Source organism: Arthrobacter sp. 05T442, assembly GCF_056395945.1.
Map to the genome: position 1 here is coordinate 135,093 of NZ_JBFTKM010000004.1, position 25,835 is coordinate 160,927.

At 68.8% G+C, this 25,835-nt stretch carries 19 protein-coding genes; 11 read left to right on the top strand and 8 right to left on the bottom strand.

What is annotated here, in order from left to right; all coding sequences use genetic code 11:
- Positions 1-66: 66 nt before the first annotated feature.
- Complete coding sequence (purE, locus tag AC1DES_RS06670) at positions 67-672, bottom strand: 5-(carboxyamino)imidazole ribonucleotide mutase (protein WP_476894900.1); 606 nt, start codon at positions 670-672, stop codon at positions 67-69.
- Complete coding sequence (locus AC1DES_RS06675) at positions 669-1,865, bottom strand: 5-(carboxyamino)imidazole ribonucleotide synthase (RefSeq protein ID WP_476894901.1); 1,197 nt, start codon at positions 1,863-1,865, stop codon at positions 669-671. The genes purE and AC1DES_RS06675 overlap by 4 nt, the downstream gene beginning before the upstream one ends.
- A gap of 205 nt (positions 1,866-2,070) precedes the next feature.
- On the opposite strand from AC1DES_RS06675, the gene AC1DES_RS06680 reads away from it, so the two are divergent.
- Complete coding sequence (locus AC1DES_RS06680) at positions 2,071-2,634, top strand: GtrA family protein (protein ID WP_476894902.1); 564 nt, start codon at positions 2,071-2,073, stop codon at positions 2,632-2,634.
- Between the two features lie 91 nt (positions 2,635-2,725).
- Here AC1DES_RS06680 and AC1DES_RS06685 read toward each other — a convergent pair whose 3' ends face one another.
- A complete protein-coding gene (locus tag AC1DES_RS06685) occupies positions 2,726-3,430 on the bottom strand; it encodes a TIGR03089 family protein (protein ID WP_476894903.1) in 705 nt (234 codons plus the stop codon).
- Between the two features lie 365 nt (positions 3,431-3,795).
- On the opposite strand from AC1DES_RS06685, the gene AC1DES_RS06690 reads away from it, so the two are divergent.
- The 3 genes from AC1DES_RS06690 to AC1DES_RS06700 are packed head-to-tail and all read left to right on the top strand — an operon-like array spanning position 3,796 to position 9,378.
- Positions 3,796-4,338: a WhiB family transcriptional regulator gene (locus AC1DES_RS06690; RefSeq protein ID WP_476894904.1), complete on the top strand. Its 543-nt coding sequence runs from the start codon at positions 3,796-3,798 to the stop codon at positions 4,336-4,338.
- A complete protein-coding gene (locus AC1DES_RS06695) occupies positions 4,338-7,745 on the top strand; it encodes a glycosyltransferase family 2 protein (protein ID WP_476895000.1) in 3,408 nt (1,135 codons plus the stop codon). Before AC1DES_RS06690 ends, AC1DES_RS06695 begins: the two co-directional genes overlap by 1 nt.
- Positions 7,738-9,378 (top strand): DUF5719 family protein, encoded by a 1,641-nt coding sequence (locus AC1DES_RS06700; protein ID WP_476894905.1) that lies wholly within the window; start codon positions 7,738-7,740, stop codon positions 9,376-9,378. Before AC1DES_RS06695 ends, AC1DES_RS06700 begins: the two co-directional genes overlap by 8 nt.
- Here AC1DES_RS06700 and AC1DES_RS06705 read toward each other — a convergent pair.
- Positions 9,375-9,917, bottom strand: coding sequence for a metallopeptidase family protein (locus tag AC1DES_RS06705; RefSeq protein WP_476894906.1), 543 nt, complete (start codon positions 9,915-9,917; stop codon positions 9,375-9,377). The two genes, AC1DES_RS06700 and AC1DES_RS06705, sit on opposite strands and share 4 nt — an antisense overlap.
- 209 nt (positions 9,918-10,126) lie before the next feature.
- Here AC1DES_RS06705 and AC1DES_RS06710 point away from each other — a divergent pair, with 209 nt between their 5' ends.
- From AC1DES_RS06710 to AC1DES_RS06730, 5 genes are all read left to right on the top strand, one after another.
- On the top strand, positions 10,127-10,516 hold the full coding sequence (locus AC1DES_RS06710; RefSeq protein WP_476894907.1) for a DUF3499 domain-containing protein: 390 nt from the start codon (positions 10,127-10,129) through the stop codon (positions 10,514-10,516).
- 83 nt (positions 10,517-10,599) lie between these two features.
- Positions 10,600-10,863, top strand: a complete 264-nt coding sequence (locus AC1DES_RS06715) for a hypothetical protein (protein ID WP_476894908.1) — start codon at positions 10,600-10,602, stop codon at positions 10,861-10,863.
- A gap of 158 nt (positions 10,864-11,021) precedes the next feature.
- Positions 11,022-12,500: an adenosylhomocysteinase gene (gene ahcY, locus AC1DES_RS06720; protein ID WP_476894909.1), complete on the top strand. Its 1,479-nt coding sequence runs from the start codon at positions 11,022-11,024 to the stop codon at positions 12,498-12,500.
- Positions 12,501-12,704: 204 nt separating this feature from the next.
- Positions 12,705-13,931 (top strand): L,D-transpeptidase, encoded by a 1,227-nt coding sequence (locus AC1DES_RS06725; RefSeq protein ID WP_476894910.1) that lies wholly within the window; start codon positions 12,705-12,707, stop codon positions 13,929-13,931.
- 111 nt (positions 13,932-14,042) lie between these two features.
- Positions 14,043-15,272, top strand: a complete 1,230-nt coding sequence (locus tag AC1DES_RS06730; protein WP_476894911.1) for a TIGR01906 family membrane protein — start codon at positions 14,043-14,045, stop codon at positions 15,270-15,272.
- Between the two features lie 97 nt (positions 15,273-15,369).
- On the opposite strand, the gene AC1DES_RS06735 is transcribed toward AC1DES_RS06730, so the two are convergent.
- Complete coding sequence (locus AC1DES_RS06735) at positions 15,370-17,199, bottom strand: AMP-dependent synthetase/ligase (protein ID WP_476894912.1); 1,830 nt, start codon at positions 17,197-17,199, stop codon at positions 15,370-15,372.
- Positions 17,200-17,258: 59 nt separating this feature from the next.
- The gene (locus AC1DES_RS06740) at positions 17,259-19,004 is read right to left on the bottom strand and encodes a dolichyl-phosphate-mannose--protein mannosyltransferase (RefSeq protein WP_476894913.1); all 1,746 of its coding nucleotides are present in this window, start codon (positions 19,002-19,004) and stop codon (positions 17,259-17,261) included.
- A 121-nt stretch (positions 19,005-19,125) separates the two neighbouring features.
- Between AC1DES_RS06740 and rsmI the strand changes: the two genes are divergently transcribed.
- A complete protein-coding gene (gene rsmI / locus AC1DES_RS06745) occupies positions 19,126-19,998 on the top strand; it encodes a 16S rRNA (cytidine(1402)-2'-O)-methyltransferase (protein ID WP_476895001.1) in 873 nt (290 codons plus the stop codon).
- 206 nt (positions 19,999-20,204) lie between these two features.
- Positions 20,205-21,704 carry an NAD-dependent succinate-semialdehyde dehydrogenase gene (locus AC1DES_RS06750; RefSeq protein ID WP_476894914.1) on the top strand — a complete coding sequence of 500 codons (1,500 nt, stop codon included), beginning with the start codon at positions 20,205-20,207 and terminating at the stop codon, positions 21,702-21,704.
- Between the two features lie 60 nt (positions 21,705-21,764).
- Here AC1DES_RS06750 and AC1DES_RS06755 read toward each other — a convergent pair whose 3' ends face one another.
- On the bottom strand, positions 21,765-24,368 hold the full coding sequence (locus tag AC1DES_RS06755) for a transglutaminase TgpA family protein (protein ID WP_476894915.1): 2,604 nt from the start codon (positions 24,366-24,368) through the stop codon (positions 21,765-21,767).
- On the bottom strand, positions 24,365-25,822 hold the full coding sequence (locus AC1DES_RS06760; protein WP_476894916.1) for a DUF58 domain-containing protein: 1,458 nt from the start codon (positions 25,820-25,822) through the stop codon (positions 24,365-24,367). Before AC1DES_RS06760 ends, AC1DES_RS06755 begins: the two co-directional genes overlap by 4 nt.
- Between the last annotated feature and the right edge of the window lie 13 nt (positions 25,823-25,835).

Genomic DNA, 25,835 nt, shown 5'->3' on the forward strand with positions numbered 1-25,835 from the left:
GGCTGCGGTTCGTCCGGCCGTGCCGGCCGGCGGGAAGGGGCATAACTGTTGGTCATGTGGTGATCCTTAACGGCTGCCCCGTGTGATGACGTTTCCGTCGGCGAACATTTCGCTCACCTTGTGCCGCAGGGTTGCGCCCTTTCGGGTGGCGACATCGTTGAGCTCTTGCGCGAAATCCAGCAGATCTGCCCGGAGCTGGACCGCGAGCCCGTCGGTACCGGAGGCCAGCATGCGCACCGCCAGGAGGCCGGCATTGCGTGCCCCCGCAATGGAGACGGCCGCGACGGGAACTCCGGCAGGCATCTGCACGATCGACAGCAGGGAATCCATGCCGTCGAGGGTCTTCAGCGGTACGGGGACACCGATGACGGGCAGCGGGGTGACGGACGCGAGCATGCCCGGCAGGTGGGCCGCGCCGCCGGCTCCGGCGATGATGACGCGGAGGCCGCGCTCGTGGGCAGTCTTGCCGTAGCGGATCATTTCCGCGGGCATCCGGTGGGCCGAGACGACGTCGGCCTCAAACGGGATGCCGAACTCGGCCAGGGCTTCCGCGGCAGCTTCCATGACGGGCCAGTCCGAATCGGAGCCCATGACGAGGCCGACGATCGGGGCGGCCGGCCCGTTCCCGGGGTCCTGGGTTCCTGCGGCTCGGGGCTCGGTGCTGGCGCTCATGCGGTCTCCTCGGAAGTTCCGGATGTTTGGCCGGACCGGGTCCGGCCGTTCCGGATGATGTCGGCCACGGTGGTGGCCCGCTGCCGGACGGAGTCGACGTCGGCGGCGGACGCCCCGACGAGGTTTACATGGCCGATCTTTCGGCCCGGCCGCACGGCCTTGCCGTAGCAGTGGACCTTGGCCGCGGGTTCGCTCGCGAGGGCTGCGGGGTACGCGGAGAAGAGGTCCTGGTTGTCGCCGCCAAGGAAGTTCTTCATGACGACCACGGGGCCGAGGAGGTCCGTGGCGCCGAGCGGCAGGTTCAGGATGGCCCGCAGGTGCTGCTCGAACTGGCTCGTCACGGAGCCGTCCTGGGTCCAGTGCCCGGTGTTGTGCGGGCGCATGGCGAGTTCGTTGATCAGGAAACCTGCGCCCACCCCGGGGGTTTCGAAAAGTTCGACAGCCATGACACCGGTCACGCCGAGCTCGTTGGCGATCCTGATGGCAGCATTTTCTGCTGCGGCGGCCACCTCAAGGGGGATATCCAGGGCCGGGGCAATGACTTCGTCGCAGACGCCTTCGACCTGGATCGTGTGCACGACCGGCCACGCACGCGATTCGCCGTCCGGCGTCCGCGCCACCAGGGCCGAGAGCTCCCGGCTGAATTCCACCTTGGCTTCGGCCAGGAGGGGGGACATGGCGTCGAACCAGCCGGAGCAGTCCGCGGCGTCGTCGGCCGAGGACACAATCCGCACGCCCTTGCCGTCATAGCCGCCGCGGGGCATCTTCAGGACCACGGGCCAGCCGATATCCTCGCCGAAGGCGACCAGTTCGGCCACGTCGGCCACAGCGGCCCAGCGGGGATTGGGGAGCTCCAGCCTGTCGACGGCGGCGCGCATCACCAGCTTGTCCTGGGCGTTGACCAGGGCGTCCGGACTTGGGTGCACATTGACGCCGGCCCCGAGGAGGGAGCGCAGGTGCTCAGTGGGGACGTGCTCGTGGTCGAATGTCAGCACGTCCAGGCCGCGGGAGAACTCGATCAGATGGTCCAGGTCCGTGTAGTCACCGACCGGGGCGTTGGCGACGGCCGAGACGGCGGAGACGTCGTCGGCTTCGGCGAGGACACGGAGCTCGAAGCCCAGGGCGGTGGCGGCGGGGGCCATCATGCGGGCTAGCTGGCCGCCGCCAACAACACCGATTACAGGAAAAGTCACAAGCCCCAGCCTACCGAAAACCTCGCGATTTCCCGGCTTCTGCGGCTTCCGGCGCCGGAGTCCGACGCTTTTGGGCTCCTTTTGGCGGGCCCGATCGGGCCTTGCGCGGGCCAACCGGCGTCGGTTCAGGGCCAGCTCACGGAAAACGGCGCTAAAATGGGCGTTTGGCCCAATGGCCTACAGTTCCAGGAGGCCTCGGAGGGTCATGATTACTACACTTACTGAGCGCATGCGCGGGCTGGCCTCGCTGTTTTGGCGCGAAGTGGCCAAGTTCGGCGCCGTCGGCGGCATCGCGTTCGTCATCGACAACGGACTCACGTTCTACCTGATGCACGGTCCCATGACGGACAGCGAGGCGAAGGCCCGGTTCTTCGGGGCCAGCGTGGCGACGGTGTTCTCCTGGGTCGCGAACCGTTTCTGGACGTTCCGCCACCGCCGCCAGGACAACGTGCTGCGCGAGTTCGTGATGTTCATCCTGATCAACGGCATCGGCATCGGCATCTCCACCGGGTTCACCGCCCTGGCCAAGTACAGCGTAGGCATCACGGACAAAAACATGCTGTTCCTGGCCGGCGTGGCCGGCATCCTCGTGGCGACGGTGGTGCGCTTCTTCGCCTACCGCTTCCTGGTGTTCAACAAGGAACTCGACGACGAGCCGGAGTTCTCCCACGACCACGAGATCATGGATCGGCACCCGCACGTGCGGGCCGGTGTCCGGATACCGGAACCGGCCGTCGAGGATCCCGAGCTGCCCGGCCCGCACGCCTGACGCAAGGGCGTCCTGGCGCCGGGCGCGCGCCGTCCTGGCGCCCGGCGTTAGGACGGGGCCCTGATGCGGGCAGCCGGCGGACGCCGGAAAATCAGTGCCCGTGGATGCGTTCGTCGCCGAGCAGCTTCGGCGTGACCTCGACGTCGGGGTGCACCAGGACCACCGAACCGTCGCCCTTCCAGGCGCCCAGTGACTGCGCGAGCGACGCTTCAAGGCCGTCCCCGGCCGGAACCAGCAGGCGCAGGCCATGCTCGTGGGGAGCGGCGAAACCGTCCAGGAGTCCGCTGTGCGTGTGCGCCGCCCCCGCGGACGTCAGGACGGCGCGCCTCGAGGCCTCCGGGTCCACGTGGGGCATGAAGAAGTCCCCGTGGGAGCGGACCTCGGCGGCATAGTCGAGGACGCCGGAAGGCAGCTCGCCGTTCCACCGCATCGCCAGTGCCGGGAGGGCCACCGCCACGACGGCATCGAATCCGCCCTCTGCCGCGGCGGGACCGGGATCAGCGGTGGCCAGGAGTTCGGCCTCGGCGTCACCAAAGACAACTTCCATTCCGAGCTGCCAGGCGGCCAGGGCGAGAATCACTGACTTCCAATGCGCGGGCAGGTCCAGCCGCAGCCGCGTGCCGGGCTCTGCATCCAGCTCATCCTGCAGAAGGTTGCTTGTCTTGGCCACCCAGTTGTCCAGAACGCGTCCGGAGAGTTCGACCCGTTCGGAGTCCGGGCCGTACCAGGTCAGCCGGGGGGAAGTGGACTGGCCGGAACGCAGTTCTGCCATCAGGTCGATTGCCGGGATGCTCATGTCCTCATCTTGCCACGGCCGCCCTGCCCCGCCCCGGGCCGGTGTGATCTCCATCATGAAGCCGGCAGTGAGGATCGGCGCCCGGGATGGATGGCCGCCGGAATTGTCCCGGAAACTCAAGAAAAACCCCCCGAAAGTGCTCAGCACCCTGATGATTCCGCGGGTTTCTCTCCGCCTTTGACAAAAAACCCGGGCGTGGCGTGCCCGGGCTTTGGGTCTGAAGTTGATTATTATCTCCGCCGTGGCTTGACTCCCGGATACTTACACACGTGTAATTAGGTATCGAAAGCCAATGCGCAGAAACCGGCACACAACCGAGTGTCCAGGGGTCAGTTAGTGGCTGCAAAATCAGAGAGGGAACGCCAATGGGGCTTGCAGAGCGTATCCATGAAGATGCCGTCGTTGCCGGACAGGCAACGGCCAAATACCGTTCACGCGGGGTGCCGAGTGACTGGTACGTAGATCCGGCCGATCCGGACGCGGCAGACCGCTACAACGAACACACCAAAGATTCCCTGGATGAGGCGGCCACGGCCTTCCTCGCAGCGCACCAGGAACTTCTGGCCGGCCCGGATCAGGACGACGATCCCCTTGACCCGCCGATGGAACTTCATACCCAGCACCCAGGCACCGCCGCGCAGCCGGTCTGGATCGGCCTGCCGTCCCAACAAGGCTTCGACGACGAAGGCGAACTGGGCTGGCAGACTGACGCACTCTGTGCCCAGACCGATCCGGAGGCTTTCTTTCCGGAAAAGGGCGGCTCCACCCGGGATGCCAAAAAGGTCTGCGGCGCGTGCAACGTTCGGTCCCAGTGCCTCGAATACGCGCTGTCCAACGACGAGCGCTTCGGGATCTGGGGCGGACTCTCCGAGCGCGAGCGGCGCCGGCTTAGGAAACGAGCGATCTAATTCTTCAAGAAGTACGAGTCACCGCCGTTGTGGTCTCCCACAACGGCGGCGACTTTCTCCCCAGGACCCTCGCGGCGCTGGCGGGCCAGACCAGGCCCGCTGATGCCGTCATAGGGGTTGACACCGGTTCCCGCGACCACTCGGCAGCCCTGCTCGAACAGTCATTCGGCACAGCAAACGTCACCGTCTTCGACCAGCCCAAGTCGGGCATGGGCGGCGCGGTCAAGGCCGGCCTCAGTGCACTTGCGCCGTGGGCTGAGGGCACCGGCGATGCCGCCGGCCGCCCGGACCTGGACTGGATCTGGCTCCTGCATGACGACGCCGCGCCGGCACCGGAGGCCCTCGCCGAACTCCTCCACGCCGTCGAGCGTGCGCCGTCCGTCACCGTGGCCGGCTGCAAACAGCTGGACTGGCACGCTGAACGGCGGCTGATCGACGTCGGTCTGTCCACCAGCCGCTGGGCCGAGCGCCTCACGCTGATCGACGCCGACGAGCTTGACCAGGGCCAGTACGACGGCCGCAGCGATACCTTCGCGGTCAACTCTGCCGGCATGCTGGTCCGACGCGACGTGTGGGAGGACCTCCAAGGCTTTGATCCTGCCCTTCCGGGCAGCGGCGACGACGTCGACTTCTGCTGGCGCAACCGCCTCGCTGGGCACCGCGTCGTGGTGGTCCCCAGCGCAAAAATGTTCCATGTTTCGCACCGGCCCCATGGCCTGGGCAACGCCACGGCGGCCCGCAAGGCCCAGATCCACCTGCGGCTGAAGCATGCTGCTGGCTGGAAGGTGCCGCTGCACGCCATCGGCGCCCTCCTGGGAAGCCTGTTCAAGCTCGTCCTGAGCATTGCCGTCAAGGATCCCGGGCACGGGTTTTCCCAAATGCTCGCCACGTTCGTCGCGCTGGGACGCCCCGCTGCCGTGATCCGCGGACGCCGCAACGCCGCCCGCACCCGCCGGATCCGCCGCTCGGTCATCAAGGGACTGCAGACGCCACGCCGCGAGGTCTGGTCCCACCGGCGATCCCTGATGGAAGCGCTGGGAACGGATGACTCCCGTGACGGACTGACGGGACAGGACCCCCTGGCCGAGCAGCCCAGCGGTGACTCCGATGACGACTTCGCCGCGCTCGCAACCTCAGAGCGCGGATGGGTGGGCAACGGAGCGCTTCTCGCCGTGTTCGTCGCTGCGGCGGCGTCGCTGATCGGACTGCTCAGCCTGGTCAGGGCCGAGGCAGTCTCCGGCGGCGGCCTGATCCCCGTCTCGGTCCGGCTGGGCGAGATCTGGAACCATGCCTCCAGCTGGTGGATCAGCCTGGGCGCAGGCCTTCCCGGTCACGGGGACCCCTTCGGCTACATCCTCTGGGTCCTGGGCGTCCTCGGTGCCGGTGACGCCAACGGCGCTGTCGTCTGGCTGCTGATTCTTGCCATGCCCCTGTCCGCGCTCGGCGCCTGGTTCGCGGCCGGCGCCCTGACCCAGCGCCGGCGGCTGCGCCTTGCGGCCGCCCTCGTCTGGGCGGGAGCGCCCGCCCTGCAGGTGGCCCTCAACCAGGGACGGCTGGGCGCACTGCTCGCCCACGTCATGATGCCGGTCCTCGTGCTGGCACTGCTGCGGGCCACGGGGGCTCCCGCGGGACGCGGCATCTATGCCGTTCCGGCCCTGGGGGAGCGCCGCTTCACGCTGAAGCCGCCCGCCAAACCCGGAATCAACGGGACCCCCTCCTGGACCGCGGCGGCGGCCGCCGGACTGGCACTGGCCGTCGTGACCTCGGCGGCGCCCTCGCTGCTGGTGCCGTCCTTCGCCGTGGTGGCGCTGTGCGGCGGACTGCTGGGCCGGCGCGGCCGCACCATCTGGTGGGCGCTGTTGCCCAGCCTCGCATTGTTCCTGCCGTTCGTTCTCGCCGTGATCAACAACCCGCGGGCCGTGCTCGCAGACCCGGGCGCACCCGTGGCATTTGACGCTGCCCCGCTCTGGCAGCAGGCCCTCGGCCAGCCACTGCGCTTTGAAGCCGGCGGAGGCATCACCGGGCTGGCCCTCTTTGGCGGTCCGGCGGCAGGTTCCGCCGCAGCCTCCGGGGTCCCCTGGGCGTTGCTGCTGGCATTGCTGCTCGGGCTGCCCGTTGTGCTCCTGGCGCTTGCCGCACTGTTCATGCCGGGGCGCCTGGTACTGGGACGGCCCGCCCGGATCGCGCGCGGTCTCTGGGCCGCGGCCATCCTCATGCTGGCAGGCGGATGGCTGGCCGGACACGTCGCCACCGGCCTGAGCCCCGACGGCTTGGTCACCCCCTTCACCGGCCCGGCCGTGTCCGCCGCCGCGTTCGCGCTGCTGGGAGCGGCCCTGATCGGTGCCGAAGGACTTCTGGACTCGGCCGACCGGGCCGCGGGGGCACCCACAGGCCGCACGCTCCTGGCCCGCGGCACTGCGGTGGCTGCCGTCGTCCTGTTGCTCGCCGGTCCGCTGGCCGGACTCGGCGTTTGGGCGGCGCAGAACCTGCTGCAGCCCACCGCGCCGGTGGCGAGCCCCGCGGACACTGCCGGGATTGGCACACCGCGGCTTCTCCAGCCGGCCAAGGCACGCACCCTTCCGGCCACGGCAATCGACCGCGGCGAAGGCCCTGAACAGGCAAAGACCCTGCTGATCTCCGGCGGCGAGAACGAAAGCTATGACGCCTCCCTCATGCGCGGAGCCGGCACGACGCTCGACGCGCTGTCGACGGTCGCCTCCGCCCGCAGCATCCAAGGTGACCCCGGCAAGGAAACCGTCCGTGACGATGACGCCGTCGCCGGATCCATCCGCAGCGTCGTCGCCACGATCGTCGCAGGCCAGGGCGTGGACCCGCGGCAGGAACTCGAGCGCCTTGGAGTCGGCTTCGTGGTCCTCCGCGTCTCTGACACAGCAGCACAGCTGACGGCCAGCAGGATGGACGCCGTTCCCGGACTGGTCGCCGTCGGCCAGACTGACGTGGGCTGGCTCTGGCGGATCAGTCCGCTGAACCAGCCGGTCATCAAGGCCGCCGACGTCGCGCACCGCGTGCGGATTGTCGACGCCGCCGGCGCGGCCGTCGGACTCCTGCCTTCGGAGGCGGTCTCCGCCGAGAGTTCCGTACCGGCAGGACCCGAAGGCCGCCTTGTGGTCCTGGCCGAACGCGCGGATCCGGGCTGGAGCGCCTGGATCGACGGCCGCCGCCTGACGCCCACGACGTCGGGATGGGCGCAGGCATTCACCCTTCCAGCCCAAGGCGGCCAGCTGAGCATCCGCTACGAAGCACCCTGGGCCATTTGGGCAGGAATTGTGCAGGCCATCGTGATCGGCCTGACCGTTCTGCTGGCCATCCCCATGCCTGCCCGCCGGCCGAACACCGGACTCTCCAGGGACGAAGGCTCCCTGCGTAAGGAACATCAGCATGCATAAGGACGAGAACGACGTAGTGCGCCGCCTCAGAGCCCTGCCGCGGGGCGGGACAGTGGGAGGGATCCTCTCCGCGCTCCTCCTCGTCGCCGCTGGCGGCGGCCTCGTCTCCGCGGCCTCCCTGGCACCCCAAAGCCCGGCCGGACGGCAGCAACAGGTTCCCGTGGCGGCCGTCCCGGCCGGCAGCAGCGTCGGCATCTGCCCGGGCCCGGCCCGGCTGCTTGAAGGTACTCCGGTGGGCACGGATCCCCAGTTCAGCCCGGAGTCTGCCACCGCCAAGACCACGGTCAACGCCGTCGTGCTGAGCTCAAGCGCGGGCGTCATCCCCGGAAGCCGGCTGGCCCCGCTGCAAGGCAGCCCGCTCGTGGAGCTCGCCAAGGGTACAGCCGCATCGGCGCCCGGCACATCCGCGCCCGCAAGCCCCCCGGCGGCAGCCGGACCGCCCGTCCTGCTCGCCGGCATCGTGTCCCAGCGCGACGTGGACGCCGTGAGCGTCCTCACCGCCGACGCGCAGGACAACCGGCGGGCCGCGGCCGGCGCAGCCATGAACTATTCGGCCAGCGACGGCGACCTTCGCGGCTCCGCAGCGGCAGGCTGCCAGCAGCCGGCCAACGATCTCTGGCTGGCCGGGGCGGACACTGCCCTTGGCCGATCGGCGGTCCTCAACCTCAGCAACGCCTCAAGCACGCCGGCCACGGTCAGCCTGGATCTCTTCGGCGCCAAGGGGCCAATCCAGGCCCCCGGCAGCCGGGGCCTCCTCGTGGCACCCGGCAGCACCCGCTCTATTGTCCTGGCCGGGCTCGCCCCGGGGCAGGACCGGCTGAGCGTCAGGGTCCGCAGCGCCGGCGGCCCGGTGGCTGCCGTCATCCAGCAAAGCGTGCTCCGCGGCCTCACTCCCGGCGGAATCGACTTCATTGCCCCGGGCACAGCCCCGGGCACCCGCCAGGTGGTCTCCGGAATCGACCTTCAGGACCCCGCCGCCCTGGCTGCGCTCAGCGCCAAGCCCGGCTTCGCCGACGCCGGCCCGGCCCTTCAGCTCACCGTTCCCGGCTCGGCGGACGCCGTGGTCGAAATCAAGCTGTACGGGCGGGACGGCCAGAAAGCGCTCCCCGGCGGCGGTGTCGTGACGGCGAAGGCGGGCTCGGTCACGGAAGTTTCGCTGGCCGGAGTACCCGCCGGGCCGTATACCGTCGCCGCGAGCTCGGACGTGTCCTTCACAGCCGCCGCGCGCGTCACGAGGGGACTGGCGGCCGGGGATGCCGCCGACTTTGCCTGGTCGCCGGCCTCCGCCCGGCTGGGAAGCCAGCACGTGGTTCCCGTACCCAGTGCGGGGGACCGGTACCTTGTGTTCGGTGCACCCGAAGGCAGGGCCAAAATCTCGTACACGCCGATTACCGCCGACGGCAAGATCAGGACGCCGGCTACCGCCGATATCGCGGGCGGCACCACCGCGTCCATCAAGATTCCGTCCGACGTGGAGGGGTCGCCGCTCGTCGGCTACCAGGTCTCCGCCGCAGGGGACCCTGCCTACGGCTCGGTGCTCCTGGAGCAGGACGGCAAACAGGATATTTCCACCATCGCCGTCGCCCCGGAAGCGGCCGGCCAGGAACAAGTGCCGGTCAGGCTCGGCTACTAGTACCTGCGGCGGTAGACCGGGTCCAGCGACTCGGGCGGCACACCGAGCATCTCGGCCGTGTATTCCACGACGACGTCGTGCACGAGGTCCTGGAGTTCGTCCCGGCTGCCGCTCGCCTGCTCCACCACGCGGCGGTACAAGGTGATGACGGGCCCTTCCGTCGCCGTGGCGGGCGCATAGGCCCCCATCGGCGCCGGAGTGCGGTCCGCCACAAGCTTCTCCAGGCCCGGCGGGATCTCATCCACCGCAAAGCGAACGCCGTCCAGGGTCTTGCCCCAGATGTCGTGCAGCCGCTGGGCCGAGTCGAGGACGAGGTCGTCGAAGAGGTCGGATCGGGTCCGGTAGCCGGGCATCGTCGGCAGCATAAGCTCACCGCGAAGGCCCCGGCCGTGCCGGTTCCTGCGGCGCTGCCGGAAGCTCTTTCCCTTGGCGGTTCCTGCCGCGCCGGCCATGGCCGACGCGGGACCGGCGTCCGTACGTCCTGAGCCGGGGTCAGCCAACCGGACCGTAAAACCCGAATCGTGGTGCGATGACTGCATATCTTGACTCTAAACCCGGCACATGATTTACGCGATACGGTCCCCGCCGCGACCCGCCGCCGGAGTCCGTGCAGCCGATCCGCCGGGGAAATCGCCGGACGGGTTCAGCCGCGGAGGCCCGCGCGGACCGCGCGGACGAATCCGTTCGAATCCAACGCGTAGGTTTCAATGCGCGGTCACGGCGGGCAGGGGGAGTAGTCTGTGATGTCGTGGGTGCCATTCGTCTTTGTTCAAGGTCGGCCTGCCGCAATTCGGCGGTGGCCACTTTGACGTACGTCTATGCGGATTCCACCGCCGTCCTCGGCCCGCTGGCGACGTACGCCGAGCCGCACTGCTATGACTTGTGCGAACAGCACGCCGGCTCCCTGACTGTCCCGCGCGGATGGGAAGTGATGCGGCTGGCGATGCCGGCAACGCCCGCCGGACCCGGCCCGGACGACCTCCTGGCCCTCGCCAACGCCGTCCGTGAGGCCGCCGTCCGCCCGGCCGCGGCGGAACCGGCCAAGGGGCAACGCACGCTGCACCCGGCGCTGGAGGCTCCTGCCGGCGCCGAAGGGGCCCGCCGCGGGCATCTGCGCGTCCTGCGCGAACCCTCGTAAGCCGCTATCGGGCGGTAGGCTGGGAACTGCAAAATCCGTAAGCCACCGGCGCCTGCTGCGGCGCCCACCAGGGAGCGTTCACCATGCCAAAGCTCAGTCCCGAACTGTTGTCTGTCCTGCGATGCCCCGTCACCGGATCCGCCCTGGTGCAGGAAGGCGATGAGCTCGTCACTGTCACGGCAGGCGGGTCCGGCGAACAGCTGCGCTACACGATCGATGACGGCATTCCCCTGTTGCTGCCGCCGGAACTGCTCCCCGCGGCCGCGGCCGCACCGTCAGACCAGCACGACGCCGCCCCGCACGACGCCGCCCCGCACGACGCCGCCCCGCGCCACGCACTCGAATAGGCGCTGCTTCCCGCACTCCTGCATCCGGGTGTGCTCCGTCGCTCGGCCCGAAGCCCTGGCGGACGCCCATCGCTGGCGCTCCCGGCGCCGAACCACTTCCTAGTCACCGAACTACTGCCAGTCACCGGCCCGCCAGCCGGCTACCACAAAGGACTCACATGACTTTCGATTACAAGATTGCGGACATCTCCCTCGCAGAGGCAGGCCGCCACCAGATCCGCCTCGCCGAGCACGAAATGCCCGGCCTCATGTCCCTGCGCGCGGAATTCGGCGCCAGCCAGCCGCTGAAGGGAGCACGGATCGCAGGGTCGCTGCACATGACGGTCCAGACGGCCGTCCTCATTGAGACCCTCACCGCCCTCGGCGCCGAGGTCCGCTGGGCCTCCTGCAACATCTTTTCCACCCAGGACGAGGCCGCTGCCGCCGTCGTGGTCGGGACCGGCACGGCCGAGGACCCCCAGGGCGTTCCCGTCTTCGCCTGGAAGGGCGAGACGCTGGAGGAATACTGGTGGACCGCCCAGCAGATCCTCACGTGGCCCGGCGCGGACGCCAACCCCGAACTGGGTCCGAACATGATCCTCGACGACGGTGGCGACGCCACCATGCTGGTGCACAAGGGCGTTGAATTCGAGGCCGCCGGCGCCGTGCCCTCCGCAGCGGAGGACGAGTCCGAGGAAGGCCGTGTCTTCCTGGACGTGCTGCGCGCCTCCCTCCAGGCAGACCCGCAGAAATGGACCCGGATCGGCTCCTGCCTGCTCGGCGTCACCGAGGAGACCACGACCGGTGTGCACCGCCTGTACCAGCTCGCGGAGCAGGGCAAGCTGCTCTTCCCGGCGATCAACGTCAACGACTCCGTCACCAAGAGCAAGTTCGACAACAAATACGGCATCCGCCACTCCCTGCCGGACGGCATCAACCGTGCCACCGACGTCCTCATGGGCGGCAAGGTCGCCGTCGTCTGCGGTTACGGCGACGTCGGCAAGGGGGCCGCCGAGGCTTTCCGCGGCCAGGGCTCGCGTGTGATTGTCACCGAAATCGATCCGATCTGCGCGCTCCAGGCGGCCATGGACGGTTACCAGGTGGCGAAACTGGAATCCGTCCTCAGCGAGGGCCACATCTTCATCACCACCACCGGCAACAAGGACGTCATCCTGGCCGAGCACATGGCCGGCATGCGTGACAAAGCGATCGTGGGCAACATCGGCCACTTCGACAACGAGATCGACATGGCCGGACTCGCCAGGATCCCCGGCATCAGGAAAGTCGAGATCAAGCCCCAGGTGCATGAGTGGGTCTTTGATCACGGCACGGACGCCGAGCGCTCCATCATTGTCCTCTCCGAAGGCCGCCTTCTGAACCTCGGCAATGCCACCGGGCACCCGTCGTTCGTGATGAGCAACTCCTTCGCCAACCAGACGATCGCCCAGATCGAACTGTTCACGAAGGCCGGCCAGCCCGAGGGCGGCCGCGAATACGAAAAGCAGGTCTACGTCCTGCCGAAGATCCTTGATGAGAAGGTCGCCCGCCTGCACCTTGGTGCCCTCGACGTGGAGCTGACCGAGCTGTCCAAGGAGCAGGCCGAATACCTGGACATCGACGTTGCCGGGCCGTACAAGCCCGAGCACTACCGCTACTAGGAGCCGCGGGCTGCCGGCGCTCCACGCTGCAGGAGCGCCAGGCTGCCGACGGGGTGGCCACGGGGCGGCAACGGATTCCGAGGGGGCTCCGGACCACGGTCCGGAGCCCCACTTTGTGACCGTATCGTGGCGAAAACCGCCGGGTCCTTCAAGGTAGGTCGCTTATGCTGGCAGGATGACGCGTGGAATTGCCCGGGGCCTCTGATGGCTCCGAGGACCTGGAGTACCGGCCGCAAGATCGCCCTGCTGGGGGCGGTCTGCGTCCTTGCCGCGGGCGGCGGAGTCTTCGCCGCGGCCGCGCCCGGGGTCGCCAACGCCTCAATCTACTCCGAAGCGGGTTCGCCCGCACGGACGACGCCGGGGCTGGCGGCCCCGGTGGTTGCGCCGGCTGAACTCACCGTCTCTCCGGACGACGGCGCCAAACAGGTCAACCCGGCAGCGCCCGTCTCCCTCAAAGTCGCGCACGGACGCATTGACCGCGTGGCCCTCACGAGTGAGGCTGGCGACGCCGTGGACGGAACCTTGAGCGCAGACGGCTCCAGCTGGACCGTCGCCGGCACCCTGAAGTTCAACACCCGCTACAGCTACACGTACTCGGTGGCCGACGGCGCCGGACGCAAGACCAACAGCACCCGGACCTTCAGTACGGTCTCCACCGCCAACGAGGCCGATGCTGCCGTGTACCCGCTGGACGGCATGAAGGTCGGCGTGGCGCAGCCGCTGCAGATCACTTTCAGCGAACCGGTCCTCAACAGGGATGCCGTCGAGAAGGCCATCAAGATCAGTTCCACGTCAGGCCAGGCCGGTGACTTCCACTGGTTCAGCAACACCATGGTCAGGTACCGCCCGGAGAACTTCTGGAACGCGAACAGCACGGTCACCATGGACATGCAGCTTTTCGGCGTCGATCTCGGCAACGGGCAGATCGGCAACTTCAACAAAAAGGTGACAGTCCACATCGGCGACAAGAAAGTCGCCGTCGCTGACGCGACGGCGCACACGTTCACGGTCAGCGTCAACGACCAGCAAGTCGGGCACTGGCCCTCGACCATGGGCGACACCCGGTTCCCTTCGGCCCGCGGTTTCCTCGTGCTCATGGAGAAGTACCGGGTGGAGCACATGGATGCCTCCACCATCGGGCTCAAGCCGGGGGACCCGGCCTACTACGGCCAGCTTGACGTCAACTACGCCACACGCCTGACGCCCAGCGGGGAGTTCATCCACCAGGCCACGGACTCCGCGATGCCTTACGTCGGTGTGCTGAACCTCTCCCACGGCTGCATCGGGTTGGGTCCGGAAGGTGCGCAATGGGTCTTCGACAACATGACGACGGGCGACGTGGTGCAGGTGGTCAACACCGAGGGCGACTTCGCAAACTTCGATGACGGCTTCGGGGACTGGAACATCCCGTGGGCCCAATACGCCAACTGACGGGGTGGCACCTCGCCGAGTCCGATCCTCTGACGGTAGGCTCGGGACCAGATATGTTGCGGTGCCGGGCCCAGTCCCGGCGGCGCGAAAGCCTAAGGAAGCGAAGCTGCAGTGACTGAAACAAGTCCTACCCCTCCCGATCGACAGGATCCGCAGCTGGATCCTGCCGGCGACACCGACGAACCAGCCTTCGACTGGATGAAGCCGGCCCCCGCGGGTAAAAGGGCTGACGAGGTCACCGCGCAGCGGTCCGGGTCTCGTGAGGCCGCGGTAAGCACGGCGGAGACCTCCACGCCGGAATCCGCGCCGGCCGCAAGGAGCCAGCCGGGAAGCCGCGCCGATCGCAAGGCAGCCGAAGCCGCCGCCGGGCACGACGCCCTCTTCAGCGAACCGCTGCCGACCTCGGCCCTGCAGATCCGTCCCCCGCAGGAGGATGTGGAACGCCGGAACGCCGAGCGCGAGCACGCTGCCAACGCCAAACCCGTGGCCCCGCGCGTCATGCAGGTGCTGCTCGCGGTCTTCTACCCGGTGATACTGCTGGTGTTGGCCGTCCGCGCCGTGACCAGCCCGCTGTTCCTCTGGGTGGAATACAACCGGCCAGGCTTCCCCGGCGACGGCTACGGCTTCAGCACGGATGACCGGATGACCTATGGCTCCTACGCGGTGGACTACCTCAGCAACTGGTCCGGCCCGCGCTACCTGGGCGAACTCGTGACGCACAGCGGAGAAATGCTATTCAAGCCCGGGGAAGTCAGCCACATGGCGGACGTCAAATTCGTCATTCTGTCCACGTTCGGTGCTGGGGCCCTGCTGGTCCTCCTGAGCCTGATGGCCGTGATCTACCTCCGCCGGCGCAGCAGCGGAGGAGTGCGCCGCGGCTTGTTCGCCGGCTCCATCCTCACGCTGGTGATCGTCATCGGCCTCGGCCTGCTGGCAACACTCGGCTGGGAACAGTTCTTCACGGATTTCCACCACATCTTTTTTGCCAACGGCACTTGGACCTTCTCCCTCCAGGACACCCTGATCCGGCTGTTCCCGGGCCAGTTCTGGGTGGACGCAGGAATTGTGATCGGGGCCCTCGCCCTGCTGGCATCCCTCGTGACGCTGATCCTCACCTGGCCGACCCGGAAGCGCCGCGGCCTCACGAAGGAGAGCACGCTGAAGGGCCGCACCCTCGAAGAGGGCACGGCGAAGGGGGGCACGGCCAAAGGCAGCGCCCTGGACGGGACAACGGTGAAGGATGCCGCCGTCGAGGACGAAGACGAGCCCCTGGACCCCTCGGCTCCGGTAAGCGGTGACAATGCCCCGTCCGTCGTCAGGGGCCGCACCAACGCCCGCTGACAGACCCCTGCGCCGGGACTAAAGAGCACGCGCCGAAAGCGGCCGGCACCAAGGTGCCGGCCGCTTTCGCGTTGCTGACGGCCCCGGCCGCCGGCCCTCAGCCGTAGATCCGGTTGATGTGCTCCTCGTAATCCCGGACGACGGCGGTGCGCCTGAGTTTCAGTGACGGCGTCAGGTGACCTGACTCCACGGAGAAGTCGGCGTCGAGAATGACGAAGCTGCGGATGGATTCAGCCTTGGACACCAGGACGTTCGCCGCATCGACGGCGGTTTGGATGGCGGCCCGGACCGCTTCATTGGACGTCGCTTCGGCGAGGCCCATGGCGGGGACCTTGTGCGCCGCGCACCAGTGTTCCAGGCCTTCCGGGTCCAGGTTGATTAAGGCCGAGACGAACGGCCGGCCGTCCCCGACCACCACGGCCTGCCCCACGAGCTGGTGCTCCCGGATCTTCTCCTCCAGCGGGCCCGGGGCGACGTTTTTGCCGCCGGCGGTGACCAGCAGGTCCTTCTTCCGCCCGGTGATCGTCAGGAAGCCGTCCGCGTCGAGGGACCCGAGGTCGCCGGTGCGGAAGAAGCCGTCCACGAAGGCCTCCGCGTTGGCGGCCTCGTTGGCGTGATAGCCCTTGAAAACCCCGATGCCCTTGACTAGGATCTCTCCGTCGTCGGCGATCCGGATGGTCGTTCCGGGCACAGGGATGCCGACGGTCCCCACCTTGGTGCGGGTAGGGGTGTTCGCCGTGCAGGGTGCCGTCGTCTCGGTGAGGCCGTAGCCCTCAAGGACCGGGATGCCGGCGCCGCGGAAGAAATGGGCGTCGGTGGAACTCAGCGGGCTGGCGCCGGAGACCGTGTAGCGCAACTGCCCGCCGAAGGCCTGCCGGAGCTTCGGGTAGAAAAGCCGGTCGAAGAGCGCGTGCGTGGCGCGCAGCACCGGGCCGGGACCGCTTCCCTCCCCGCGCGCCGCGGCGTCGAGGGCCTTCGAATAGCCGATGGCTGCGGCTGCCGCGGCGTCGAACAGCCGGTCTTTGCCGGCGAGTGAGGCCTTTTGCGCCGCACCGGCATGGACCTTCTCGAAGATCCGGGGGACCACCAGGAGGAATGTCGGCTTGAAGCTGCCCAGGTCCGCCAGCAGCTCCTTGGCGCTGGAGGTGTGGCCGAGCGTGGTCCCGGCGCTGAGGCAGATGACCTGGACGGCCCGCGCGAGGACGTGGGCCAGCGGCAGGAACATGAGGGTCCGCGAGCGGGGCTGCATGAGGATCTCCGGCAAGAACACGACAATGTTCCTGGCGACAAGTGCGAAATTGCCGTGCGAGATCTCGCAGCCCTTGGGCCTGCCGGTCGTCCCCGAGGTGTAGACCAGCGATGCGACGTCGGAGAGGCCCGCCGCGCTCCTGTGGCGTTCGAGCTCGGCGTCGCCCACTCCGGTGCCGGCTGCGGCCAGGCTGGCCAGGTTCGGGGCGCCGCCGTCGTAGTCCATCCGGACCACTGCGACGAGCCTGTCGCCGAGCAGTGCGGAGGCATCGAGGACCCCCTGGACGAGGGCTGCCTTGGACCGGTCCTCAACGAAGATCCGGCGGGCGCCGGAATCATGGAGGATCCATTCGACCTGGCTGGCGGAGGAGGTCTCGTAGATCGGGACGGTCACGCCGCCGGCGAACCAGATGGCAAAATCAACGACCGTCCACTCATACCGGGTGCCTGACATGACGGCTACGGTTTCGCCGGGCGTGATGCCGCCGGCAATCAGGCCTTTGGCGAGGGCTGTCACCTGGGCCAGGAACTGCCGTGCGGAGATGTCGGCCCAGCCGCCGGGACCCTTGCGGGAGTAGAGGGCGTGCACGGGATCCTTGGCGTGCTGCTCGAGGAGCAGGTCCGTTACGTTGCTGCCCGGGTCCAGCTCCACGAGCAGTCCGGTGCTTGCTTCTCTCACAGCCGAGTCTCCATTCCGGGTCCGCCCGGATTGCGGCGGACTTCTCCTGCAATCCTGCCCTAGATCCAGGACGGCATCCACATTCGGAACCGCCAGTCCTGGTAAGAGATCACCTCGGCGGTCCACACGGGGTAGAAGAAGGCCGAGAGGAGCACGGCCGTCACGACGAACAGGGTGAGAAGGTACAGCCCCGAACGGCGTCGCCAGGGAGGGTCGCTCCGCTTGCCCAGGACGAGCCCCAGGCAGTACACGAGGGCCAGCACCAGGAACGGCTCGAAGGACACCGCGTAAAAGAAGAAGGTGGTGCGTTCCGGATACATGAACCACGGGAGGTAGCCGGCGGCCACCCCGGCCAGGATGGCGCCCGCGCGCCAGTCGCGGCGGCCCGCCCACCAAAAGAGCAGGATGCCCAGGCAGATGGCCGCGCTCCACCAGATCAGCGGGTTGCCGACCGAGAGGATGGCCGTTGTGCAGTTGCTCAGATCGCAGCCGGGGCTGCCTTGTTTGGGGGATTCGTAAAAAAACGACGTGGGCCGGCCCATGACGAGCCAGGTCCAGGCGCTGGCCTCGTAGGGGTGGTCCGCGCTGAGTCCCTGGTGGAACTTGTACGCCTCAAGGTGATAGTGCGCCAGGGACCTGATGGCATTCGGCAGCCAGCCCCATTCGGCCGAGGGATTGGCCTCGGCCCAGTGCCGGAAATAGGCGTCCTTCGAGCGGAACCAGCCGGTCCAGGTGGCCGCGTAGACGAGGGCGGCCACGGGGACAATGCTCAGGAAGGCCGCCATGCCGTCCTTGAGGATGCCGCCGCTGATCCAGGCGTGCACCCCCGCGATCCGGCGTGCGCTCAGGTCCCAGAAGACGGCCAGCAGCCCGAAGCCCGCGAGGAAGAACAGCGCAGACCATTTTGTGCCGACGGCCAGGCCCATGCACACGCCGGCTGCCAGACGCCACCAGCGGACGCCAAGCCACGGACCGGAGGCCAGCTGGAGCGGGGAAGGCCGGCCCGTGGGGGAGGCCGCGGCCTGCCGCCCGAGCCTGTCCGCCAGCCGCCGCCGGCCGTCGTCGCGGTCCATCAACAGGGCGCCGAAAGCGGCGAGGAGCCAGAACATGAGGAAAATGTCCAACAGCGAGGTCCTGGACATCACCAGGTGGTGGCCGTCCACCGCGAGCAGCACGCCGGCAACGGCTCCGAGGGTCAGCGAGCGGAAAAGCTTCTGGGCTATCAGCGCCAGCAGGAAGATGGACAGCGTCCCGGTCAGGGCGGCACTAAACCTCCAGCCGAAGGGGTTGTCCGGGCCGAAGAGCCACATGCCGGCGGCAATCATCCACTTGCCGACCGGCGGATGGACGACGTACTCGGGCGTGTCCAGGAGCACTCCGGGATTGCCCGCAACGAACGAATCATTGGCCTTGTCGGGCCAGCTCCGCTCGTAGCCGCTCATCAGGAACGAGTAGGCGTCCTTGACGTAATAGGTCTCGTCGAAGACCAAGGCCCGCGGCGTGTCCAGCCGTACGAACCGCAGGATGCCGCCCAGCACTGCCGTCAGGGCCGGAATGAGCCAGAACCACAGCCGCAGCGATGCCGGATAGTCGCGCCAGCTCTGGATGCTCCCGATCAGGCGCTGCTTCAGGGCCTCGGGGGTGAAGGCCTCGGCCGGGCGTTCGATCCAGCGGTGGCCCTCCAGGTTGCGGCCGGTCCCGGCTGAGTCGCCGGCTCTGCCTCGGGGTCGATCCGGGGCCGGGGGTGCCGATGCGGCTTGACCGGCCTCGCCCGGCCGCGTGGAGGTCTGCGTCACGTTGCCCATGCTACCTTTTGCGGCTGGGCCCTCTTGCCCGCAGTAGGCTGGTCGTGTGGACCATGAACCCAGCACATCCCCGATTCTTCCGGCCGACAACGCCGTCCCCGCTGATGAGGCCGCGGCCGTAATGGGCCACGAAGCGCCGGCCGCCGCCGTTCCGGCCGGCGGACCGGGCAGGATCGTCCTGGCAGCAACCCCGATCGGCAACGTCGGCGACGCCTCCGTCCGGCTCGTCGATCTGCTCTCGACGGCGGACATCGTCGCCGCCGAAGACACCCGGCGGTTGCACCGGCTGGTCCAGAGCCTCGGAATCACCGTGGCCGGCCGCATCATCAGCTATCACGAGCACAACGAGGCAGCCAAGACAGCTGACCTCCTGGACCAGGTCCGGTCGGGCAAGACCCTGGTCATGGTCACCGACGCCGGAATGCCGTCGGTTTCCGATCCCGGCTTCCGTCTCGTCGAAGGAGCCGTGGCGGCCGGCCTCACGGTCACCGTCGCTCCCGGCCCCTCGGCCGTGCTGACCGCCCTGGCCCTTTCCGGGCTCCCGACTGACCGGTTCTGCTTCGAAGGCTTTCTGCCCCGCAAGGCCGGCGAACGGTCGTCCCGGCTGGCGGACCTCGACGCCGAACGGCGCACCATGGTGTTCTTCGAAGCGCCGCACAGGCTCGAGCCGATGCTCCGCGCCCTGCACGAACGCTTCGGTGCCGACCGCCGCGCCGCCGTGTGCCGGGAACTCACGAAGACCTACGAAGAGGTCATCCGGGGCACCTTGCGCGAGCTTCTCCAATGGGTCGAGACCAACGAGGTCCGCGGCGAGATTGCCGTCGTCGTGGGTGGCGCCCCCGAACGGGAGCCCGGCCGGCCGGAAGACCACGTGGCCGCGGTGAACGGGTTGATTGCGCAGGGGATCCGGCTGAAAGAGGCCGTCGCCGCCGTCGCCGAAGACGCCAGGGTCAGCAAGCGCGAACTCTACTCGGCGGTCCTGGCGGCACGGTGAGCACCCCGCCGCCGTTGCCGCGAACCGCACCCGGCGGTCTTGTGCAGCTGCACAGCGCTATCCGCGCGACGTAGTGCGCCGATGCATAGACGTGCCGGAGAACGCGGCAGTACCGTGGCAGTAATCCCAGCGCACGTGCACGTGATTGAGAACGAGCGCTGAATCCACATCCTAGTTCCACTTGAATTGCTGACGAGGGAGTCGTTGTGACTGTAACTGCCCAGCCCATTGTTACGGCGGAGCGTGAGAGCGCCCTGCTGGCCTCTGTTCCGACAGGTCTGTTGATTGGCGGACAGTGGCGTCCGGCCGCGTCCGGAAAGACCTTCGATGTCGAGGACCCCGCCACCGGGAAGGTGCTGCTGACCATCGCTGACGCCGGCCCCGAGGACGGCAAGGCGGCCCTGGATGCTGCCGCTGCCGCGCAGGACTCCTGGGCGAAGGTGCCGGCCCGTGAGCGCGGGGAGATCCTGCGACGGGCGTTTGAGCTGGTCACCGGGCGCGCCGAGGACTTCGCGCTCCTGATGACCCTCGAGATGGGCAAGCCCCTGGCGGAGGCCCGCGGTGAGGTCACCTACGGTGCGGAGTTCCTTCGCTGGTTCTCCGAGGAAGCCGTGCGTGCTTTCGGCCGGTATTCGGTGTCCCCGGACGGGAAGTCCCGGCTGCTGGTGACCAAGAAGCCGGTTGGCCCCTGCCTGCTGATCACCCCCTGGAATTTCCCGCTCGCCATGGCCACCCGCAAGATCGCCCCTGCCGTCGCCGCGGGCTGCACCATGGTGCTCAAGTCCGCGAACCTGACACCCCTGACTTCACAGCTGTTTGCTGCCGTGATGATGGAGGCCGGGCTGCCGGCGGGTGTCCTGAATGTGATCCCGACGTCCACGGCCGGCGCCACCACCGGTCCCCTGATCAAGGATTCCCGGCTGCGCAAGCTGTCCTTCACCGGATCCACCGAAGTGGGCCGCCGCTTGCTCGCGGACGCCTCCGAGACCGTGCTGCGCACCTCGATGGAGCTCGGCGGCAACGCCCCGTTCGTGGTGTTCGAGGACGCCGACGTCGACGCGGCCGTTGCCGGTGCCATGCTCGCGAAGCTGCGGAACATGGGCGAGGCCTGCACTGCCGCGAACCGCTTCATTGTCCACGAGTCCGTCGCCGACGAATTCGCCGGGAAATTCGCGGCCAAGATGGCGGAGATGACCACCGCCCGCGGCACCGAGGCTGACTCCAAGGTGGGCCCGCTGATCGATGCCAAGAGCCGGGACAAGGTCCACGAGCTTGTCGCGGACGCGGTCTCCGCCGGTGCGGTCGCAGTGATCGGTGGCTCCGCCGTGGAGGGCCCCGGTTACTTTTACCAGCCCACCATCCTCACCGGCGTGACGGAGGGAACCCGGATCCTGTCCGAGGAAATCTTCGGCCCCGTCGCTCCGATCATCACGTTCGGCACCGAGGACGAGGCCGTCCGGCTCGCGAACAACACCGAATACGGCCTGGTGGCGTACGTCTTCACGCGGGACCTCAACCGGGGCATCCGGATGGGCGAACGCCTCGAGACCGGCATGCTGGGCCTGAACGCCGGAGTGGTCTCCAACGCCGCGGCACCGTTCGGCGGCGTCAAGCAGTCCGGCCTGGGCCGCGAGGGCGGCCTCGAAGGCATCGAGGAATACCTCTACACCCAGTACATCGGCATCGCCGACCCGTACGCGGGCTAGTCGGTCCTGCTGGCCAGGCAGCCCGGCTTACCCGGCAGCCCGGCTTACCCGGCAGCCCGGCTAACCACGGCGCACCCGGCGCACGGCATCGCGGGTCCTCAACCAGGATCCCGCGAGGCCGCGCCGGGTGCGTTTTGCCGTCCGGGACACGGCACCCAACGGCGCGTAGGCCGAGCGCCGCCAGCCGGACATGACCGACGGCGGCAGCCACACGGCGCGCAGGCGCACCAACGGCTTGGCGTTGCCCCGCAGGGCGGCCTCCACGAGGGCAATCCTGGCCGCCGCCGAATCGTCGGCCCGGGAACCGCCAGCGGCCGAATCGTTCGCCCGGGAACCGCCGGCAGCGGACGCATAGGTGCCGGATAGCCCGGACCCGGCGGCGGGTCCGGCGGCCGGCCGGCCATACTGCTGGCGTTCGAAGTCTGCGGTCAGGGCTGCGACGGCATGGTGTCCCGGCGCGTCCATGCCGCCAGGTTCCCCGAGGGCCGCGGAGGAGCGCATCCGCTCGGAGAAGTGCCGCGGTGTCTCGCTGGTGCCCGGCGCCACGCCGTAGTCCGCCGCGAGCGCCTGGAGCTCCGCCCAGGCCGGCTGGGCCGATCCGCCAGCTGATCCGCCAGCCGGGCCCGGGTTGCCGGACGCCCTTAGCCTGCGCCGCCGCAGGCCGGCGCGCGCGAGCCGGGGGGAGATCACCAGCAACACCAGTACTGCCACAGCGCCGGCGCTGTAGAGCGCGGGTGCCAGCTGGCTTCCCGTGCCCGCTGTTGCTCCTGAGCCTGGGAGCGGGACGGGGGAGAGGGAGGGTATGGCCGCCGGGCTGGCCTGGTTTTTGGGCGTCAGGCTGTCGTTGGTGTCGTTGGTGCTGGCGCCGCCGGGTGCGGAGGTTTCGGAGGCGTACGCCGGGACCACGCCCCGGGAAGGGGTCGGTTCGAAAGCGACCCAGCCGAGGCCCTGGAAGTAGAGCTCCGGCCATGCATGCGCGTCCCGGGCGTCCACCTCGAACTCCGGCAGCGCGCCTTGACCCGGCACGGACACCGTGGCGCCCGTGGGCCGGCCCGGGGCGTAGCCCACGGCGATCCGGCTGGGAATCCCCTCAAGCCTCGCCATCACGGCCATGGCCGAGGCGAAATGGATGCAGTAGCCGCTCTTTTGCGTCAGGAAGTCCGCCAGCACGGACAGCCCGTTGCCGTCGTAGCCGCCCTGCACGGGGGACTGCAGGGAGTAGCTGAACTCGGACGAGCGCAGGTACTTCTGGATGGCCATCGCCCGGGCATACGGCGTGCTTAAGCCAGAGGTGACGGAATCCGCCGTCGTCCGCACGATCTCCGGAACGTTTGCCGGGGGACGGATGAACAAATCAGGTATCCCCTGCACCGGCCCCGAACTCTGCGCCAGGAGCCCGGGCGTGAGCTGCGGGGCGGCGGACGTGACCACATACTGCTGGGCGTGGGAATTGGTGTCGACTCCCTTGATGCTCAGCGTGGCCGGATCCCAGCTCCAACGTCCTGTGAGTCCGTTGACGGCAACGGGTGCGTAGGGGGCGGGAAGATAGGGGCTCGTGAACTGGCCCGTGCTGACCGCGGTGACCACCAGGAGCTCCGCCGTGGCCGGGTTCAGACCGGAGTCCATCCGCCCGGTCCCGAGGCGGCGGGCCGCTTCGCGGTCATCCGGCGCCCAGGAATCACCGTCGAAACTGTCCACGGTGACGGAGCGGAGATAGGGAACCGTGGGCGCGTTTGTCGCGAAGGTGATCCTGCCGTCGCCGGAGGGGCTGCGCAGGCTGTTGCCCAGGCTGATCATGGGGTTCAGGCCGCTGGCCGTGCCGAAGGGGTTCAGCCGCGATCCTTGGGGAAAGGTGCCCTGGTCAAAGCCGGGAAGAACCAGCTGCAGCAGGAGGGTGACGGCAAGTGCCAGGGCCCCCGTCACAGCCGCCCGCCGGAGCTGTCCCGGGCTTCGCGCGGTGTCGGCCGGGGTGGTGGCGCGGGAGTTCGGGCTGAACCACTGGCTGCACGCCAGAATCAGCAGGTAGCCGATCGTGGCGCCGGCGAACCCCAGCAGGCCCACGCTCTGGGGCTTGATCATGGCAGGAGCCACGAGGACCGCCAGAACCCCCAGCCCGCTGGTGGCCGGCAGCCCGAGCGGGAATGCAAGCGTGTCCACCAGGATCACCAGGAGCCCCAGGACCGCGCAGATGACCATGACGATTCCGGCGTTGGGGGCGACGGGGGAACTCTCGGAGAGGACCGTTTCGCTGGTCCGGCGCAGGAATTTCCCCAGCTGGGCCATCGTGTCGGCGGAAGGAATGAGCCCCGCAATGCTGTGCTGCCGGAAGAACGTGAACGTCAGGACAAGGATGAGCGCCGCGAAGCCGCCGGCAGCCACCAAAGAATCGCGGAGCCGGAGGGCCCGCAGTGCCGCCATGGCAAACGCGACGGCCAGGACGGTGGTCAGCACGGGGGAGTACCAGGCCCATCCCCGAACGACTCCGTTGATGCCCAGCGCTGCTCCGGCGACGGCCGCAGCGACGGCGATGCCCTTGACCCAGGGCTGCGCGCCGGCTCCCTCCCGCGCGGCAGGAGCCCCCGGGCCAGGGACGGCGGGATCGTCTGCTCCGGTGGTGGAAGAACCGTCCGACCGGCCGGAGTTGCGCTGCGGTGCCAGGGTCATGGCCGGCCTGCGGATCCACGGCGCACATCGGCAGCGGCCGAATCCATCCCGGCCTCGTCCTGGTCGAAGGCGGCCCAGGCCGCCGGCAGCGGCGTCGAGCCAGATACGGCCACCGCCCTCCACCCGCCAAGGCGCAGCGCAGCGAGGACGCTGCCGGAATCCTGCGCCTGGTCCGTGACCAGCAGCGCAAAGGCGTTGGCGCCGAACCCGGCTGCGGGGGCCAGTGCCCGGGCGTCCGGCAGGGACAGGTTCCCCAGGATCGCCAGGACCGGACCCCGCAGCCGGTGGGCGGAGAGCTTGTCCATGAGCCTGTCATCAAACGGTTCCGGGCCGGTGTCGGTCGCGGCGGTGCCCGCCCGGCGGGAAGGGTCCGGAGTGTCCCACCGGGGGTAAGGCGCCCCGGAGAGCTGGATGGCGGCCAGGCTCTCCGCAACGGACTGCAGCCCGGACGCCCCGAGGTACTCCTCGGCTTGGGGATCCGGTGCGGAGGGCGAATGGAGGAACGCAGGTTCGCCCGCGGCATCGAGGATGCGCAGGGCGTAGTTGCGCTCCGAGAGATGCGTGCCGATGGATATCGCCGCCGTAACCGCCCACTCAAAGGTCTCACTGGTGACGAGCTCATGGCCGTCACCGCCCTGGCTCCCGGCCAACCCGGAGCCGGCTCCGTGGGCAAACGCGCCGTGGGCAGACGCGCCGCGGGCGTGGGCCGCCAGACGGTGGTCCAGGATGATGGTGGCCTCCGGCGTGGTGACGGACTCCTCCTGGCGCACCATGAGCGCTCCATGGCGTGCTGTCGCGGCCCAGTGCACGCGGCGCAGCGGATCGCCATGACGGTATTCGCGGGTCATCACGTCGTCGTCGCTCGGGTTGGCCCGGATTCGTGTGGCCGTGACGCCGTCGTTCCCGCGGGCACCGGCGAGCCCGGTCACGGGCAGTTCGACCGCTGCGGGAGTGACGGTGAGGATGTCGCCGTCGTCGATCGCATGGCGGTGGACTGACAGCCCGAACGGATCACTGAATTCGGCTGTCACCGGTCCGATCAGGAACTGGCCGCGCTTGCCTGAGCGCAAATGGTACTCGTACCGGCTGGTGCCGCCCGTAGCCGAGCGCGCCGGGAAACGGAAGGCAGGGGATTGCCCGAACCGGGCGGGCAAGTGCTCTTCCATGACCGCCTGGCCGGCCCCGGCTCCGGTCCGGGCCACGGCCAGGCGGACCGTTGTCCTGGCCGACGTCTCGACCGACGGGGGACTGAATTCCCGGTACACCTGGAACTTTGGCTTGAGCATGCGCGTTCCGGCCAGGGACAGCAGCGGCAGGGCCAGCAGCAGGCTCGCCAGCGCCAGCAGGTCACGGCGCCCCATCACCTGCGCCGCGAGGAGGCAGGTTGCTCCCGCGGCAATCATGCCCCAGCCGCGCGTGCTGAAGATGTGCCGGAACCGAACCGTCAACGCCACGGCGGGTCCGGAT